Genomic DNA, 14,043 nt, shown 5'->3' with positions numbered 1-14,043 from the left:
TAGTTAGAAGTATTTGCTTTTTTGGGGAGAGAGGGGAAATTTATGTTTGATGCTGTACATATTTCTTTAAATTATCAAATTATTATTTTGCTAGTGTTAGCGATGTTTTATTTATTTGTACATAATGCAGAAAAAGAAAAGTATATTAAGTTTTGGGGGAGTGCGTGGGGACTTGATTTAATAAGGTATGCTTTAGAGTATATGATAGAGTATAAGACAATTCAAAATGTTCCTTTTACGCAAGTATCAATTTTTATATTGCTTTTAATTAGCTCTATACTATTTACTTATGGTTTTTATTCTTTTTTTGAAATAAATTTTTCAAAAAAAGTGTTATGGCTAATTTTACTTTGTTGTGGGTGGTATGGCGGAGGTAAGATTTTAGAAAAAAGTAATTACATAGATGTCTTGCCGATGTACGTTTTTTTAGGTGTTATGAGTATAATTTCTGGTGTATTGGTATTTAAAAATATCAATCTTTTGAAAGTTGTTTCCAGTTTGGTTATAGGAATACTATTTATTTTGATAGGTATTAGAGAAATAACGTATCCTGTTATTAACCATTTTAATTTGCTAAATTATTTGGTAGACTTTGACCTTTTGTATTCCCTAAAAATTATCATGGCAATTGTTTTATTGATGCAATTTTATGAAATTGCGAGAAATAGATTAGCAGCAATTGACCGCAAACAAAAAGAACTTATAAATTCTTTGCATGAAGAAAAAGAATGGCTTAAAGTTACATTAAAAAGCATTGGAGATGCGGTTATTGCCACAGATGCCAATGGCAATGTTAAATTTATGAACCCTACAGTGAAAAAGCTTACGGGATATAAAGAAGAAGAAATTTTGGGAGAAAAAATTGATAAAGTTTTTAACATAATAAATGAGGATACTAAGGAAAAGGCTGAAATTCCTATAGAAAAAGTTCTTAAAACCGGTGAGATTACAGGGCTTGCAAATCACACTGCGTTGATATCAAAAGATGGTCGTGTGATATCCATTGCTGATTCTGCTGCTCCAATAAAAGATGCGGAAGGAAACATTATAGGTACAGTGATGGTTTTTAGAGATATAAGCGATAAAAGAGAGTATGAAAAGCTATTGAAACAGTATGAATTTATTGTAGAATCTTCTAATGAAGGAATTGGGAGTTTTGACCTTGAAGGCATTATTCAAACTTGGAATAAAGGCTGTGAAAAAATATACGGCTATAAAGCTGATGAAATAATAGGTAAGAGCATATACACTTTGATTCCAGATTTTGAAAAAGAAAAAGTCAAAAATATTTTACAAAGACTGTTAAAAGGAGAAGAAATAAAAAGTTATGAAGGAATACGGATTACAAAAGAGGGAAAAACCATACATGTGCTTGTTTCAGTTGCTGCTTTAAAAGATGAGTTAGGTAGGTATATTGGTATATCTTTTATTTCTCGCGATATTACAGAAAACAAAAAAGCCGAACAAATTTTAAAAAGGTATAAACTGCTTTTTAACAATATAAATGACATAATATTGTTTGCAAGGTACCAAGACGGTAAGATTATAGAGGCAAATAAAGCTGCAGTAGAGGCTTATGGTTACGAATTGGAGGAACTTTTAAAGATGGATATACGATACTATGGGCCACAAAGCTGGGGATATGCTTTTGAAAACTGCTGCCGATATATTGAGAAAGTGTTTTAGAAGCCAAGACATTATAGCGAGAATAGGCGGAGACGAGTTTGCAGTAATATTGCCAAATACAGGTATTGATGTCGTTGAAAAAGCTACAGAAAGAATACGCAAAATGGTGGAAGACAGCAAGTTTACTTTTGAAAAGGACAATATAGCTTTGAGCGTGTCTATAGGGTATGCTGTTAAAAACAACAGTTTTGATAAGATAGAAGAGGTTTTTAAAGAAGCAGATAATAACATGTATAGAGAAAAGCTTTTTCATAAACGCAGCAGTTATAGAAAAGTATTAGATTCTATTTTAAAGATTTTTGAAGTGAGACAACCCGCATTAAAAAGGCATCAAAATATGGTAAAAGAGCTTTTGGTAAGTTTTGCTGAATATCTTAAGCTTTCCAAAAATAGAATAAGAAATTTGGAACTTTTGGCATAATTCCATGATATAGGAATAATTGGCACAACGGACTACATATTTTCAAAATTAGATAATTTAAGTGAAGAAGAAAGAGTGGCGTTTCAAAAGCATTGTGAAATAGGGTATAGGATTGCCATGACATCACCTGACTTGGCTCATCTTGCGGATATGATTTTAATGCATCATGAATGGTGGAATGGCAGTGGATATCCTTTAGGAGTAAAAGGTGAAGATATACCTTATGAATGCAGAATTTTGGCTATAGTAGATGCATATGTGAGTATGACGGATACCGAAGGAAAGGCAATGCCTAAAGAAAAAGCGTTAGAGGAGATTAAGAGGATGGCGGAGATACAATTTGATCCGATTCTTGTTGAAAAATTTTTGGCATATATGAAGGATTGATATTTTTCTTAGTAAGGTATAAAATATTAAAGTAATCGTAATTTATTAAACAATAGGGTGTGAGAAAATGCCAAGACCTCCAAAATGTAGATGGGTAAAAAGTGAACCGGATGTAACTTATTTCAAACCAATGGGTGTACCTATGCACTTATTAGAGGAAGTTATTTTGACAGTAGAAGAGCTTGAAGCTATAAGACTTAAAGACCTTGAGGGTTTGGAACAAGAAGAATGTGCGGATATGATGAAGGTATCAAGGCCAACATTTTTTAGAATAATCAATTCTGCCCGCCAAAAGGTGGCAGATGCTCTGGTTAATGGTAAAGCGATAAGAGTGGAAGGTGGAAATTACAGAGTTTATGAAGAAGAACAAAGAGGTCATAGAGGTATGCGCCATAGACATGGCCATTGGAATGAGTAAGATTAAAATTTTATTAGATTTTCATATATTTTTACAAAACCTTTCATATATATAGTATAATTGATGTTGTACTACTATATATATGAAAGGATGAAGTTGATGAACCTTATAAGAGACTTTCTCGACATTGTGCTACATCTTGATAAATATTTAGGCACTATTATACAAACATATGGACTATGGACCTATGGCATTTTGTTTTTCATAGTATTTTTAGAGACTGGTTTTGTTGTAACGCCATTTTTGCCGGGTGATTCTCTTCTTTTTGCTGCAGGAGCTTTTGCGGCAATTGGAAAATTAAACGTATTTTACTTGTTTGTACTTTTGGCATCTGCTGCCATATTGGGAGATACTGTAAATTACCATATAGGAAAATTTGTTGGAGAAAAAATTTATGAGAGCGAAAATTTGAGGTTTATAAAAAAAGAGCATTTGATGGAAGCTCATAGATTTTATGAAAAATATGGCTCTATCACTATTGTTTTGGGAAGATTTATACCTATTATTAGAACTTTTGTTCCTTTCGTAGCAGGGATTGGAGAGATGAGGTATTTTAAGTTTTTATTTTACAATGCCTTAGGTGGGGTATGCTGGGTCGCATTGTTTACTTTTGGCGGTTATTATTTTGGAAATCTTGAAATAGTGAAAAATCATTTTGGATTGGTCACCATAGCAATAATTGTAATTTCAGTTATACCTGCTATTTTAAGTTTTTTAAAAAGGAAAAAACGTTGATGCAAAAAATTTTTGTTAAATATATGTGCTGCCCCAATATAATATTTTAATTTATGAAAGGAGTAGGGTATTATGGGTTTGTTTGGGCCAAAAGGGGAAACGATTGTTATAAATGTTAAGGGGATGACGTGCAACCATTGCAAGATGTCTGTCGAAAATGCACTAAAAAAGTTAAATGGGGTATTGAAAGCTGTTGTTGACCTTGACAAAGGTAATGTTACGGTAACATATGATCCTGCTAAAGTTTCTGTAGATGATATGAAAAAAGCAATTATTGATACAGGATATGAAGTGTAATACACTAAATATGCATAAAAAGCTTGAAAGACTTGAAGCACCAAAAAAGCATTGATGAGTCATCAATGCTTTTTTGGTGTTACTTTGGTCTAAATGTTGTGCATTCTGTTTCTGAGCTAGTCTTTGCAGACATTACTTTTGAATTTATTTCAATAGATGGAGCATGACACTTCATATCTTTCCAGTAATTACAAGTATTTACTGAGCATTTGACTACGTTTTCTGCTGACATGTGAAACACCTCCAATTTTTATTATCAAAAATATTATTTGCATATCTCATGTTATTATACTTATTTGTAAACTGAGTTGTGAAATAAATTTAATAAGTGATATTGACAAAATCCGATATGAATAGTATAGTAACAGGCATGAATTGTATAAAAGCGTATAAAATAAGTACGACAAACAAAGTTTCTTGTGGAAATGCTGCAAATTGAGAGGAGATGAAAATATGGCCGAAAAAGCTAATTTAAAAATAACTGGGATGTCTTGTGCAGCTTGTGCAACAAAAATAGAAAAAGGGCTTAAAAGCTTAGATGGAGTTTTAGACGCAAATGTAAATCTTGCGATTGAAAAAGCAACGGTTATATATGATCCAGATAAAATTAACATATGCGATATTGAGAAAAAAATAGAAGATATAGGATATGGTGTAATAAAAGATAAAGTAGAGCTTGTACTTATGGGTATGTCCTGCGCATCCTGCGCTGCCAAAATCGAAAAAACCTTAAAAAACCTGCCTGGTGTAAGCAATGCATCAGTTAATTTTGCAGCTGAGACGGCAATTGTCGAATATGATTCAAATGAAATTGATACAGAAAAAATGATTAAAGCGATAAAAGATATAGGATATGATGCAAAAGAAAAGACTGGAGTAGGTATTGACACAGAAAAAGAGATAAAAGAGAGAGAAATAAATACATTAAGGAAACTTGTAATATATTCAGCGATTTTAACTGTGCCGTTAGTAATATCAATGGTTTTGAGAATGTTTAAAATTTCAGGTGGAATACTTGATAATCCATGGTTACAGGTATTTTTATCTTCACCTGTTCAGTTTATTGTAGGTTTTAGATATTATAAAGGTGCTTGGAACAATTTAAAAAATATGACGGCAAATATGGATACTTTGGTAGCTATGGGAACATCTGCAGCATATTTTTATAGTTTGTACAATGTATTTACTAAACCCTCTCATGAGATACACAATTACTTGTATTTTGAGGCATCAGCAGTTATTATAACGCTTGTAACATTAGGTAAGCTGCTTGAAGCTATAGCCAAGGGAAAAACATCTGAAGCAATAAAAAACCTCATGGGACTACAAGCAAAGACCGCGAGAGTGATAAGGGATGGGCAAGAATTAGATATACCTATTGAAGAAGTCAAAGTCGGGGATATCGTTGTTGTAAGGCCGGGCGAAAAAATACCAGTTGACGGTAAAATAGTTGAGGGTAGTTCCACAATAGATGAATCTATGATAACTGGTGAATCTATTCCTGTAGAAAAAGGCGTTGGTGATGAAGTAATTGGCGCTACGATAAATAAAACAGGAACGTTTAAATTTGAAGCGACAAAAGTGGGTAAAGATACGGTACTGTCGCAAATTATTAAAATGGTAGAAGATGCCCAAGGATCAAAAGCGCCAATTCAACAAATTGCTGATAAAATCTCTGGTATTTTTGTACCCACAGTTATAGCCATAGCTGCTACCACATTTTTAATTTGGTATTTTGGGTATGGAGATTTTAATGCGGGCATAATAAATGCAGTATCAGTACTTGTAATTGCCTGCCCGTGTGCGCTTGGACTTGCAGTTCCCACTTCTGTGATGGTAGGGACAGGAAAAGGAGCAGAAAATGGTATACTCATAAAGGGAGGAGAACATCTTGAGAAGGCAGGGAAAATAACGGCAATAGTATTTGATAAGACTGGGACGATAACAAAAGGAGAACCGGAAGTTACAGACATAGTAGCTCTTGGAGATTTCACCGAAGATGAGATTTTGAAAATTGCGGGAATTGCGGAAAAAAATTCTGAGCATCCATTGGGACAAGCAATTGTCAATAAAGCAAAAGAAAAATTCAAAATATTGGAAGAGCCTGAGAAATTTGAGGCTATACCAAGCTATGGTATATGCATTACGATAAATGAAAAAGAGTTTTATATTGGCAATAGAAGGCTCATGGATAGACAAAATATTGATATAACGTCAATTGAAGATAAGGTTGAAGAACTAGAATCACAAGGTAAAACAGCAATGATATTAGCATCTCACGACAGAGTTTATGGCATTATAGCTGTTGCAGATACTGTAAAGAGTGATTCGGCAAAAGCTATTAAAGAGTTACAGGCTATGGGTATTGAAGTGTACATGATTACGGGAGATAATAAAAGGACTGCTGAGGCAATAGCAAAACAAGTTGGTATAAAAAATGTGGTGGCAGAAGTATTGCCAGAACATAAAGCTGAAGAGGTTATGAAGCTTCAAAAAATGGGAAAAGTAGTTGCAATGGTGGGAGATGGTATTAATGATGCTCCTGCTTTAGCTACTGCGGATGTTGGCATAGCGATAGGTACAGGTACAGATGTGGCGATAGAAACCTCGGATATAACGTTGATAAGTGGAAATCTTATGGGTATTGTGACCGCCATAAAATTAAGCAAAGCTACCATGAGAAATATATATCAAAATTTATTCTGGGCTTTTGTATACAATACAATCGGCATACCATTTGCTGCGATGGGATTTTTAACTCCAGCTATAGCAGGAGGGGCAATGGCATTTAGCTCAGTATCAGTTGTATCAAATGCCTTAAGGTTGAGAAGATTTAGGGCATGAGTTTGGAATTATCCAAACTCATTTTTTTGAGGTAGGAAGCCATACTACAAAAGTCGCTCCTTTGCCTTCACAGCTTTCGACTTCGATTTTTCCGCCGTGGGCGTTTACAATCCACTGGCAGATAGAAAGCCCTAATCCACTTCCTCCGCTTTTTCTTGTCCTTGCTTTGTCAACTCTATAAAACCTTTCAAAAATATGGGGTAGATGCTCTTCAGGTATTCCTATTCCTGTATCTTTGATAGAGGTCTTAATAAATTTTCCTGCATTCTCTACACTTATCTCTACTTTTCCACCAGCTGGCGTATATTTGATGGCATTGTCTATTAAGTTATAAAAAAGTTGAATTATTCTTGTTTGGTCTCCTCTAATGTAGGAAGGATCATTTTTTATAATTTTTAATATTAAACCATTATTTTCAGCAAGAGGGGCAAGTTCATTTACAATTCCTTCTATTAATTCGCTGAAATTTAAATTTTCTATAGTCAATTTTTCTGCATTAGAGTCACTTCTGGCAAGGAATAATAAATCGTGAACAAGTTTTGACATGTGCTTTGCTTCCTCAAGTATTACTTGTAAAGCTTTTTTATATTCTTCTTTTGTGCCTGTGCCATTTAATGCTGATTCTGCTTGGGTTTGTATTACAGCAATGGGAGTTCTAAGCTCATGGGAGGCGTCATGGGTAAATTGTTTTTGCCTTTTAAAGGAGTTTTCAAGTTTTTCAATCATCATGTCAAAGGTTTGGGCAAGATTTCCTATTTCGTCATTAGTGTAAGGTAGGTTAAGCCTTTTAGATAGGTCACCGACACTTATTTCTCTTGCAACTTTAGTCATGTGACTAATTGGTTTTAATGCTTTGTTTGAGATAATAATCCCACCTAAAATTGCAATACCAATTAAAATTGGAATTATAATGGTGAAGATGCCAAACAGATTTTTCATTGCTATATCCATTAAATTTAGCGATTGGGCTATTACAATTATTCCTATTATTTTGTTGTCATAATATACAGGAGCGGAATACACTCTAAGCTTACCTTCAGGCAATATAACAGTTTGGTATTTGCCTATAAAATCGGTGTTTGTGGTATATTAGCCGAGAATTCTTGAAGGAATATTGGATTCTATCAGATTTAAGTCTGGGTAAGAATAAAGAGCTCCGTAAAAGTCTGTATTGGCATAGAAAGGTTCATCACCGGATTTAATTTTTCCATTTTCTATATCAAGTACTGATGATATTTGTTGAACTTGCGTTTTAAGTATTGTATCTTCATTTATAATTATCATTTTTTCCAGGCTTAAATAAGTTACAACACTAAATATTGTTATTACAATAGTTAAGAGCAGCACATACCATAATGTCAATTTTAGCTTTAATGGAAAATAAATTTTTTTCATTTTACTTAGACTCCTTTAAACAATATCCGCTACCTCTTATCGTATGAATGAGTTTATTTTCAAAACCGTCGTCAATTTTTTTTTCTGAGATAGCGTATGTATACGTCGATAATATTGGAAAAGCCATCAAATTCATAGTCCCATACATGGTCGGCTATTTGGGTGCGGGTTAAAACTCTTCCTGCATTTCTCATCATATATTCTAAAAGGGCAAATTCTTTGCTTGTGAGAGTTATTTCTTTATCTCCTCTTTTGACTTGGTGTGTCAAAGTATTTAGTTCTAAATCGGCAACCTTTAAAATAGGGCTTTTAGTAGGAGCTTCTCTCCTTAAAAGGGCGCGAATTCTTGCCATTAACTCACATAACTCAAAAGGTTTTGTCATGTAATCGTCAGCTCCTGTATCAAGACCTTTTACTTTGTCTTCTGTAGCATCTTTCGCTGTAAGCATCAGTACAGGAGTGTTAATGCTTTCATTTCTTAAATTCTCTAAAATTTTAATGCCATCCATTCCTGGAAGCATTATGTCTAAAATTATTACATCATAGACGTTCATTTTGGCATATTCTAACCCTTCTAAACCATCTTGTGCAATATCTACACTATATCCTTCTTCTTTTAAGGCTTTATATAAAGCATTTACTAAATTTTCTTCATCATCTACAATGAGAATTCTCATAAGTTTTCCACCCCTTTACAATTCTTAGCTTATTATATCAAAATAGTGTTAAAAATTCATTAAAATTTGACTATAGTCGATTGGTGACAATAAAAATTTATAAATATACAATATTCGTAGAATAAGCAAGAAAATTGACGAAAAAGCAAATTTTTTGTAATTTCAGAGGAGAGGAGAGTTATGGAAGAGTTTAAAAATAAGATTTTTAATTTTTGAAAAACAAAAAATTTACAGACATTTTAATTTTTATATTGCTACTTACAATAATTGGGATTATATTTTATACTTCGCGAAACATAAACACTATATATTTTTACGCCTATACACGACTTTTGTATATTCCTCTTGTAATTTCTGCTCTAAGGTATGATTTGAGATACAGCTTAATTATTCCTACGCTAATAAGTATAGGAGAGTACCCTTGGTCTTGCTAAGTTTTGTTGCCGCTTTGTCACAAGTCGTTCCTTATGCAAAATATCCTATTTTCGAAAGTTTGTCTACAGTCTGTTATAATTTTTTAATTTGTTTTTAATGAAAATCTAATTTTCCTTTAAGGCTTCACCTCTATAATATTTCATGAGGTGAAGAAACATGAATTTGACACTTTTTCACATGATAAATGGCTTAGCAGGCCATAATATTTTTTTGGACAAGATTATGACTTTTATTGCTGTGTATTCTCCAATTTTGTATGGGATGCTTATGTTGGTTCAGTGGTTTATAGGCGGTGATAAGGGTAAAAAGACTTCTATGAATGCCTTTTTTGCAGCTATTATTGCATTGGGCTTAAATTTAATAATTTCTACCGTCTATTTTGAACCCAGACCTTTTGTGCATCACAAAGTCAATCTTTTGGTAAAACATCCTGCAGATGCTTCTTTTCCGAGTGACCATGCGTCAGGAGGCTCGGCTTTATCTTTTACAGAGCTTATGTATGACAAAAGTATTGGCAGTATAATGATGGTTTTAACTCTATTACTTTTATTTGCAAGAATATATGTGGGAGTACATTATCCACTGGATGTCATAGCAGGCTTTATAATAGGATTTATAAGCAGTAAAATTTTAAGAGGACTTGAAGGAATACTTAGTCCTGTTGAAGGGTATATTATAAAAATATGGCATAAAATATTTGCATAAACACAGGAAAAGTCCTGTGTTTTTTATGCTATAATAATAACAACAACTTATGAGGAGGGCGGGAATGTGAAAGCAATAAATGGTGGAATAGATGAAAAACTTTTTGAAGAACTTTTAAAAATAAATAGGAGTACTAATTTTCATCAATTAATAGGGGTGCATGTAGCAGAATTAGGGAAGGGTTATGCTGTTACAAAAATGGAAATTGAAGAAAAACACTTAAATCCTCTTGGCATTGCTCACGGAGGCGTGCTTTTTTCTTTGATGGATATTACAATGGGTATGGCAGCTCGCACAGTTGGAAAGCAAGTGGTGACTCTTGAGATGAATATAAATTATGTTTCACCTGCAAATTTGGTCGACAAAGTAAAGGCGATTGGAAAAATAGTACATGCTGGCAATAAAACTACTGTTGCAGTTTGTGAGGCTTACACAGAAGAGGGGAGACTTTTGGCTGTAGCTAGAGAAACTTTTTTCAATATGTAATACATTATGTTTAAGAATTGTTTTTATGGTATAATTTTGGTAAGAATAAACATATAAAGGGGTGTTTTTTATGAATTTTGACAGTTTTTTGTATAACACAAGGCCCTTTTTAAATTACCTTTTTGACTTTTATAGCAACCTTGAAGAAAAAAGCTTGAGCAGTGTAATATACAATGCTGGTGGAGAGGATAAGGTTTCAGTTTTGGTTGTGGATATGCTAAACGGTTTTTGTAAAAGCGGTCCATTAGCTAGTCCAAGAGTGGCAGGCATAATAGAACCTATAAAGAATTTATTAAAGGCCTGCTACAGAATGGGGATAAAAAATGTGTTCTTTTTAAATGACGCTCATCCTTCAGATGCAGTTGAATTTGGAGAATTTCCACCTCACTGTGTAAAAGGCACCTATGAGAGTGAAATTATTGACGAACTGAAGGAAGTAATTGAAGGAGAACCTGTGATTGTGGAGAAAAATTCGTTGAATGTGTTTTTTGGAGGGGAATTAGAAGGCGGGAATGAGTTTTTAAAGAAAGTTGCTGAAATGATAAAGGAAGGAAAATCTACTTTTATTGTTGTAGGAGATTGTACTGATTTATGCGTTTACCAGACGGCTATGTCTATAAAAATGATTGCAAATGCCAATAATCTTAAAGTAAATGTAATTGTACCGGAAAATTGCGTTGAAACCTATGATACATCTGTAAAAACTGCCGAGTCCCTCAAGATAATGCCTCATGATGGCAATTTGATACATACCATGTTTTTGTATCACATGAAATTAAACGGTATAGAAGTTGTAAAAGAGCTTCTTGAGGAGTAATAAAATTCCATATTGACTTTAGGAAATTTTAGTATATAATATTAGTAGAGATATTAGGACGGATGTCCGAATTAATTTTGAAAGGGGTTATATATATGACAAGTTTGCTTGAAAAATCTATCAATTTTGGTTTGGGATTATTTGCATTATCGCGAGAGAAAATAGAAAAAATAGTAGAAGAACTTGTAGATAGAGGAGAAGTTGCAAGAGAAGATGCACAAAAAATGGTAAAAGACTTGGTAAAAAAAGGTGAAGAACAGAAGGAAGAATTGAGAAAAATGATTAAAGACGCAGTTGCTGAAACGTTAGGCTACATGAATATTGCCAAAAAGGAAGATATTGTTACTAGGGAAGAGATAAAGAGTATTGTTCGTGAGGAAGTCAGAAAAGTGCTGGAGGAAATGCAAAACACAGAAAAATAAGTAACTATAAAATTTTGATGACAGGTGTGAAATAATGCAACATTTAAGAAGATATAGAGAAATAATTTTTGTATTCATCAAATACGGGTTTGGTGCTATAATTGACAATATTGGAATTTTAAAACATATAAATGTAAGAAGAAAAATCTTGAAGCAAACAAATGATGAAAATATTGCGAAACTTTCCCGTGGAGAAAGATTAAGACTTGCTCTTGAAGAATTAGGACCTACTTTTATAAAAATGGGGCAGATTTTAAGCACAAGGTCTGACATTTTGCCAAAAGATGTCATAAAAGAATTGGAAAAATTACAGGACAAAGCTCCTGCTTTTTCTTTTGATGAGGTGAAATCAGTTATACAAAATGAATTTGGCGAAAGTTTGGAGGAAGCCTATGCTGAATTTGAACCTACTCCTCTAGCGGCGGCTTCTATAGCACAAGTTCACAAGGCTTTGTTGTGGTCAGGCAAAACTATTGTTGTCAAGGTTCAAAGGCCAGGGATAGAAAAAATCATAGCCCAAGATATGAGGATATTAGAAGATATAGCCAAATTTGTTGATAATCATACAAAATATGGAAAAATATACAATTTTACAAAAATGGTAGAAGACTTCAAAAAGAGATTGGAAGAGGAATTAGATTTTAGAATAGAGGGGGAAAACGCAGAAAAGTTCAAAAAGAATTTTTTAAAAGACAAAAAAGTCAAAATTCCTTCTATAATCTGGACCCATACGACAAGACGTGTATTGACGATGGAATACATTGGTGGCATTCCGTTAAATGATTTTAATGCAATTGATGAGGCTGGATTAGACCGCGGTGCAATTGCAAGAAACCTTGCAAAATCTGTATTGAATCAGATTTTAAGGGATGGTTTTTTTCATGGAGACCCTCATCCGGGAAATATTATGGTGCTAGAGGATGGGACAATAGCATTTTTAGATTTTGGAATGGTAGGTAGCTTAAGTCCAGAAAGGAAAAGACAGTTTTCTAAAATGTTGTTGGGGATTGTTTACAAAAATAGCAGGATGATTATTGAAAGCATTATAGATTTAAATGCTGTGACTCTAAATGTCAATATGAAAAAGCTAGAAAAAGACATAAATAATTTGCGAGATAGATATGTTGAAATACCGTTAGAAAAGCTCAAAGTTGGGGAAGTCCTCAATGGGATATTTGACCGTGTATTTTCGTATAATATTGTAATTCCCAATGAATTTAATATGCTGGCTAAAAGCCTTATAACGTTAGAGGGAATAGTAGAAAAGTTAGATCCCAAAATTAGCGTTTTAGAAGTGGCAAAACCAATTGCAAAGCAGTTGATACCTAAAATGTTTTCTACTCAACATATGAAAGAAGAGATAATAAATGCCACAATGGATTATAGCAGATTGATAAAGGAGTTGCCATCATTTTTATTGAATTTTTTAAGGAAAACAGCAGAAGAAAATTATGCTATAGAATTGAAAATAAGAGACCTTGAAAATTTAGAGAAACGGGTTGATAAGGTATTTAATCGGCTTTCCACCAGTATTATACTTTTGGCTTTAAGTATTGTCATTGCAGGGATTTTAATAGGGTCAGGAATGAGTGCTAATGCTGGTGCAGAAATGTATAAGCTTAATGGGATAATTTTAAAGATTGGTTTAGCGATAGCTTTTGTCATAGTTTTAGGTTTAGCAATTTCTATTTTCCGATCTGGGCGGCTTTAATAAATAAACTTCAAAAGGGGAAATCCAAGATGGAAGGAAGAAACCAATCGCAAAGAATATTAAATGCTGCATATAAGTGTATTTCAACTAAAGGATATGCTAATGTTTCCTTAAGAGACATTGCAGAGGAAGCTGGTGTTGTATTAAGCCAATTGCATTATTATTTTGGCAGTAAGGAAGGGCTTTTTACAGAGGTAATAAAGATGATGATAAATAAATATTTAAAAGAAATAAATGAAGCTTTGAGTATGGGAGAAACTGCAAAAGATAAGATGCTATCCTTAGTGAATTTTTTTAAAGACCTTTTAAAAAATAATCCAGGACTTTTTAAACTGTTGTACGATTTTACAGGTTTAGCTATGTGGTCCTCTTCTTTTAACAGTTTATTAAAAGATTTATTTAATGACTTATCTAAAATGATTGAGGAAAAAATTCTAAGTAACAGTGCTTTAGGAGAGAATTTTAGAAATTATTCTCCACGAGCAGTGGCGAGGATGATACTTGGTGCAATGTTTGGTACGGGAATTCAAGTGATTTTAGATTCTAATGAAAATGAAATTTTGGATGCGTTAAATGCCATACAAATTATCTTTGAGTAAAAATGGTG

16 protein-coding genes and 1 pseudogene are annotated in these 14,043 nt (G+C 33.2%); 13 read left to right on the top strand and 4 right to left on the bottom strand.

Translation table 11 applies throughout. The features are described from left to right. The first annotated feature begins 42 nt into the window (after positions 1-42). The 6 genes from TKV_RS08405 to copZ all read left to right on the top strand — a co-directional run bounded on the left by TKV_RS08405 (position 43) and on the right by copZ (position 3,944). Positions 43-1,686: a PAS domain-containing protein gene (locus TKV_RS08405; protein ID WP_236617230.1), complete on the top strand. Its 1,644-nt coding sequence runs from the start codon at positions 43-45 to the stop codon at positions 1,684-1,686. Further along, complete coding sequence (locus TKV_RS13585) at positions 1,643-2,107, top strand: GGDEF domain-containing protein (RefSeq protein WP_236617229.1); 465 nt, start codon at positions 1,643-1,645, stop codon at positions 2,105-2,107. The genes TKV_RS08405 and TKV_RS13585 overlap by 44 nt, the downstream gene beginning before the upstream one ends. Before the next feature lie 9 nt (positions 2,108-2,116). Further along, positions 2,117-2,494 (top strand): HD-GYP domain-containing protein, encoded by a 378-nt coding sequence (locus tag TKV_RS13580; protein WP_322785821.1) that lies wholly within the window; start codon positions 2,117-2,119, stop codon positions 2,492-2,494. Between the two features lie 67 nt (positions 2,495-2,561). Then, positions 2,562-2,912, top strand: coding sequence for a DUF134 domain-containing protein (locus TKV_RS08400; protein ID WP_049685551.1), 351 nt, complete (start codon positions 2,562-2,564; stop codon positions 2,910-2,912). A 99-nt stretch (positions 2,913-3,011) separates the two neighbouring features. Further along, positions 3,012-3,647: a DedA family protein gene (locus tag TKV_RS08395; RefSeq protein ID WP_049685550.1), complete on the top strand. Its 636-nt coding sequence runs from the start codon at positions 3,012-3,014 to the stop codon at positions 3,645-3,647. A gap of 72 nt (positions 3,648-3,719) precedes the next feature. Then, a complete protein-coding gene (copZ, locus tag TKV_RS08390; RefSeq protein WP_011026487.1) occupies positions 3,720-3,944 on the top strand; it encodes a copper chaperone CopZ in 225 nt (74 codons plus the stop codon). A 79-nt stretch (positions 3,945-4,023) separates the two neighbouring features. Here the strand turns inward: copZ and TKV_RS13840 are convergent, their stop codons facing one another. Then, positions 4,024-4,176, bottom strand: a complete 153-nt coding sequence (locus TKV_RS13840) for a DUF1540 domain-containing protein (protein ID WP_084574229.1) — start codon at positions 4,174-4,176, stop codon at positions 4,024-4,026. 221 nt (positions 4,177-4,397) lie between these two features. On the opposite strand from TKV_RS13840, the gene TKV_RS08385 reads away from it, so the two are divergent. After that, positions 4,398-6,788 carry a heavy metal translocating P-type ATPase gene (locus TKV_RS08385; RefSeq protein ID WP_049685549.1) on the top strand — a complete coding sequence of 797 codons (2,391 nt, stop codon included), beginning with the start codon at positions 4,398-4,400 and terminating at the stop codon, positions 6,786-6,788. A gap of 18 nt (positions 6,789-6,806) precedes the next feature. Here the strand turns inward: TKV_RS08385 and TKV_RS08380 are convergent, their stop codons facing one another. The 3 genes and pseudogenes from TKV_RS08380 to TKV_RS08375 all read right to left on the bottom strand — a co-directional run bounded on the left by TKV_RS08380 (position 6,807) and on the right by TKV_RS08375 (position 8,860). Further along, positions 6,807-7,832: a HAMP domain-containing sensor histidine kinase gene (locus tag TKV_RS08380; RefSeq protein ID WP_236617228.1), complete on the bottom strand. Its 1,026-nt coding sequence runs from the start codon at positions 7,830-7,832 to the stop codon at positions 6,807-6,809. Positions 7,833-7,877: 45 nt separating this feature from the next. Next, complete coding sequence (locus tag TKV_RS13570; RefSeq protein WP_236617227.1) at positions 7,878-8,183, bottom strand: hypothetical protein; 306 nt, start codon at positions 8,181-8,183, stop codon at positions 7,878-7,880. Position 8,184: 1 nt separating this feature from the next. Further along, a pseudogene (locus TKV_RS08375) lies at positions 8,185-8,860 on the bottom strand (heavy metal response regulator transcription factor). A 591-nt stretch (positions 8,861-9,451) separates the two neighbouring features. Between TKV_RS08375 and TKV_RS08370 the strand changes: the two are divergent. From TKV_RS08370 to TKV_RS08345, 6 genes are all read left to right on the top strand, one after another. Then, positions 9,452-10,000: an undecaprenyl-diphosphatase gene (locus TKV_RS08370; RefSeq protein ID WP_049685548.1), complete on the top strand. Its 549-nt coding sequence runs from the start codon at positions 9,452-9,454 to the stop codon at positions 9,998-10,000. Between the two features lie 66 nt (positions 10,001-10,066). Next, positions 10,067-10,486 (top strand): PaaI family thioesterase, encoded by a 420-nt coding sequence (locus tag TKV_RS08365; protein WP_049685547.1) that lies wholly within the window; start codon positions 10,067-10,069, stop codon positions 10,484-10,486. Between the two features lie 70 nt (positions 10,487-10,556). Further along, positions 10,557-11,303: a cysteine hydrolase family protein gene (locus tag TKV_RS08360; RefSeq protein WP_049685546.1), complete on the top strand. Its 747-nt coding sequence runs from the start codon at positions 10,557-10,559 to the stop codon at positions 11,301-11,303. 62 nt (positions 11,304-11,365) lie between these two features. Next, positions 11,366-11,725, top strand: a complete 360-nt coding sequence (locus TKV_RS08355) for a phasin family protein (RefSeq protein ID WP_173402335.1) — start codon at positions 11,366-11,368, stop codon at positions 11,723-11,725. 34 nt (positions 11,726-11,759) lie between these two features. After that, positions 11,760-13,436, top strand: a complete 1,677-nt coding sequence (gene ubiB / locus TKV_RS08350) for a 2-polyprenylphenol 6-hydroxylase (protein ID WP_049685545.1) — start codon at positions 11,760-11,762, stop codon at positions 13,434-13,436. A 29-nt stretch (positions 13,437-13,465) separates the two neighbouring features. Next, positions 13,466-14,035 (top strand): TetR/AcrR family transcriptional regulator, encoded by a 570-nt coding sequence (locus TKV_RS08345; RefSeq protein WP_049685544.1) that lies wholly within the window; start codon positions 13,466-13,468, stop codon positions 14,033-14,035. Positions 14,036-14,043: the final 8 nt, after the last annotated feature.

The sequence above is a fragment of the Thermoanaerobacter kivui genome, from assembly GCF_000763575.1.
GTDB classification, from domain to species: domain Bacteria; phylum Bacillota; class Thermoanaerobacteria; order Thermoanaerobacterales; family Thermoanaerobacteraceae; genus Thermoanaerobacter; species Thermoanaerobacter kivui.
This window is presented reverse-complemented; position numbering and strand designations above follow the sequence as displayed.